This is a genomic window from Cedecea sp., from assembly GCF_036500665.1.
In the GTDB taxonomy this organism is placed as follows: domain Bacteria; phylum Pseudomonadota; class Gammaproteobacteria; order Enterobacterales; family Enterobacteriaceae; genus Cedecea.
Window position 1 is genome coordinate 1 of the sequence record NZ_DASYBS010000161.1, and the last position, 3,105, is coordinate 3,105.

Genomic DNA, 3,105 nt, shown 5'->3' on the forward strand with positions numbered 1-3,105 from the left:
TGTTCTTTTATGCCGCTCAGGGACGATGAGATTGTGGGCTCTCCGTCCTTCTTTACAATGATGCTGGAGAAAGCCGGCTATCGTCCTTCTCCACCCTTTGACCCCGTGGTATAATCAGTCAACTGGCCTGAACAACCAGTAAAAGTAAACCTGCTGCGCCGCGGAGACCACCATGGCGCAAATCACCTCTGAAAAATTTGAGTTACCTCAGCCAGGAAGCCCGACAGGCTCCCCTGCTGTTTTGTTGCATCCGGAAAAAATACTTTCGCTTTCCCCGCGTCAGCAGGAAACCCTTGACCTGCTGGTTGTATTCATCAATGCCAGAGGATATCCGCCCACGGCCCGCGAACTTGCTGACCTGTTGGGAGTGAGTTCGCCTAATGCTGCCAGAGAACATCTGAGAGCACTTGAGCGTAAAGGCGTTATCACCGTCGCCCGGGGGATTTCACGCGGCATCACCCTTGCGGGGGATAAAGCACCGACACTGGCCACCAGCGCACGCCCGAAGATAACAGCGCCCTGTCACAATCATCCGCCATCCGCGGTCACCAAAGCAAAAACGGTTGTTGAACTGCGGGTGGAGCCTGAATCACCGCAAACGCTGTTTGCCAGGCCGAAACGCATTCGCTGGGAAAGTCCTGCCTACCTGAAATGGGTTAAAGCGCAGCCCTGCCAGTGCTGTGGAATGCCAGCTGATGATGCTCACCACCTCACCGGATACGGGCAGGGCGGAACGGGAACGAAGGCCCATGACAGCCTGACCATTCCGCTGTGCCGGAGGCACCACGACGAACTGCACCGCGACCGGCGAACGTTCGAAAACAACCACGGCACTCAGCCGGAAATGATTATCAACCTGCTGGACCGGGCATTTGCGCTTGGGGTTCTGGCCTGATCAGGAGAGCACCGTGCGTGACATACAACGGGTATTAGAGCGATGGGGGGCGTGGGCTGCAAATAATCATGAAGATGTTGTCTGGTCAGGTATTGCCGCGGGTTTTAAGGGGCTTGTTCCACTGAAAATACAATCCCGGCCACAATGCTGTGATGATGACGCGATGGTTATCTGTGGCTGTATGGCCCGTCTGAATAAAAACAACTGCGACCTCCACGATTTGCTGATGGACTATTACGTAACGGGCATGACGTTCATGTCGCTGGCGCGGAAGCATGGCTGTTCAGATGGCCATGTTGGTAAAAAGTTGCAAAAGGCTGAAGGCGTCATTGACGGTATGTTAATGATGCTCGATGTCCGGCTTGAGATGGATAAATATGTTTCTCGCTAGGCCAGGTGACTGACAGATAAAAAAGTTTACGTACGTAAAAAAACGCATATTCTGTTAAGCGTGGTTGCTACGCCAGAATGCTTAAATCTCTGAGGAGCTTATTCCTCGTCGCTTGCGACGCTTAAAGTAAAACAATGCGAAGTGAATGAATTAATATCAACAGCCTGCTGCTTGCTGCGGGTTGTTTATTTGTGGTTGTTATTTGTAATTAATCAGGAGTTATTATGGAAATGCTATCCAGTTATGCCGATGTGAATCAAATTGCAGGTGTGGAGACTTTCAGGATTGAATTTGAAAACACTCCATCATCAGTAAGTCAGAGTATTTATGCTAACACCCGTAATCAGGTTCCTGTAGTTATCAGTCTGAAAGCTTATGGTAGTGATGGCGAGCCTCTGGATCTGAATGAAGATAATGTGAAAAAAAATCTTTATTTATATTATAAACGTGCAAGTGCTGGTGTGGGGGAACAGCTCAGCTGGCGTAATACCAGCGGGGCGTTGAGTTATGATGACAGAAAAAATAAATACTGCCTTGCGGCTCCTAATTATGGACTCTCTCTCGATAGTGTGCAGCCGACTACAGTAAGGGCAGATGACGGAACGGTCTATGTCACCTATTATGTTTCTGCAAATCAGCAAAATAGTGCTGGAAGTGATATTGTCGCGGTTTTAAAATCATCGTCTCTCCCGGGCGGAGAAATCGACACCAGCGGAAGTATAGCTTCTATTCCAGTCAGTGCGGTAAATATTCGCGCACTGGCGCCTGTTAATTACAAAAGAGAAGATGTTAAATGGGAGAAGATGGAAAACCAGACTCCCGATAAGGTTCGTTCTCAAATCGATAACAGACCGGGTGTAGATACATACGTCTATACTTATAATTATCATCTGTCCTGTGCGAAAAGTGGTTTCGATTTTATTAATTTTGAGCCTTCGAATTATTCTGGCAATCAGCAGTATCTTGGGTTGTCTGGCTGGAAGTATCCAGACTCATGGCGTAAATTTCATGCGGTTGTAATTCACGATTTTAATAATCGCGATAAAAATCTGAAAGGGTTTTCGGTTAAGAAACGATCTGAGGATGCACATGGTAATGATGGTCACGGCAACGGTGGTTTTGACTTTTATTATCGGATTAAGCCATACGAATCTCCCCTGAAAAACTATTTCTGTTGTACTGCAATTCACCATGATGCTTACTGGAATACAATTTTTAATAAGTTGCCGAACGGCCCTATGACGTCGTGGCACCAGTATTTCCATACCAGCATTACTGCTTACGATCAATACGGCAATGAAGGCATATTTTATCTCGATACTAAAAATATTGATGGGGAGTTAGGCATTTACGACCATAAAGTATTTCCGTAAGCGTTAGATTCTTCAGTCAGACTTTCAAATTATTCAATATGTGATGTCGTCTGGCGTAGCCATGCTTGTTCGGGCATGGCTACCTTGTTATGATATTCATCAGGAGATTAAGAATGGAACAGAATGCCGGTGTTTATACTCAGGCGGATAATTTTTTCGGTGCAAATGGCAATAACGTTGACCCACGCACCGGATTATTTGGTTTTCACTTTAATTTTAACGAACTTTCAGACTGTGAGGTCGTCGGCCCTAAAGTTAATCTGGCCCTCAGCTATACTCCTATGCAAACCCACAATGCGTATGGTCTTGGTACAGGGTTTTCCCTGAGTGGTATTTCTGTTTACAACAGAAAAGATAATCTGTTAAGTCTGTACTCTGGAGAGAAATACAAAACAAAAGATATTTATGGCCTTAACCAGGTCACCGTCCTCCAGCAAAAAATGAAG

3 protein-coding genes and 2 pseudogenes are annotated in these 3,105 nt (G+C 46.4%); all 5 read left to right on the forward strand.

Translation table 11 applies throughout. The features are described from left to right. Window positions 1-172: 172 nt before the first annotated feature. Window positions 173-442, forward strand: a pseudogene (locus tag VGM55_RS25245) (helix-turn-helix domain-containing protein); the annotation flags it as partial. 120 nt (window positions 443-562) lie between these two features. Beyond that, window positions 563-895 (forward strand): annotated as a pseudogene (locus VGM55_RS25250) (DUF968 domain-containing protein); the annotation flags it as partial. Window positions 896-908: 13 nt separating this feature from the next. Next, complete coding sequence (locus VGM55_RS25255) at window positions 909-1,286, forward strand: antiterminator Q family protein (RefSeq protein ID WP_331637082.1); 378 nt, start codon at window positions 909-911, stop codon at window positions 1,284-1,286. A gap of 224 nt (window positions 1,287-1,510) precedes the next feature. Continuing rightward, entirely contained in the window at window positions 1,511-2,659 is a 1,149-nt protein-coding gene (locus VGM55_RS25260; protein ID WP_331637083.1) for a hypothetical protein, read from the forward strand. Window positions 2,660-2,772: 113 nt separating this feature from the next. Next, window positions 2,773-3,105, forward strand: a 333-nt coding sequence (locus tag VGM55_RS25265) for a hypothetical protein (RefSeq protein WP_331637084.1), incomplete at its 3' end; no start/stop codon positions are given.

Excerpts from the sequence above, each read along its gene's own strand:
- VGM55_RS25260 (WP_331637083.1), top strand. The coding sequence starts at position 1,511 with ATGGAAATGCTATCCAGTTATGCCGATGTGAATCAAATTGCAGGTGTG.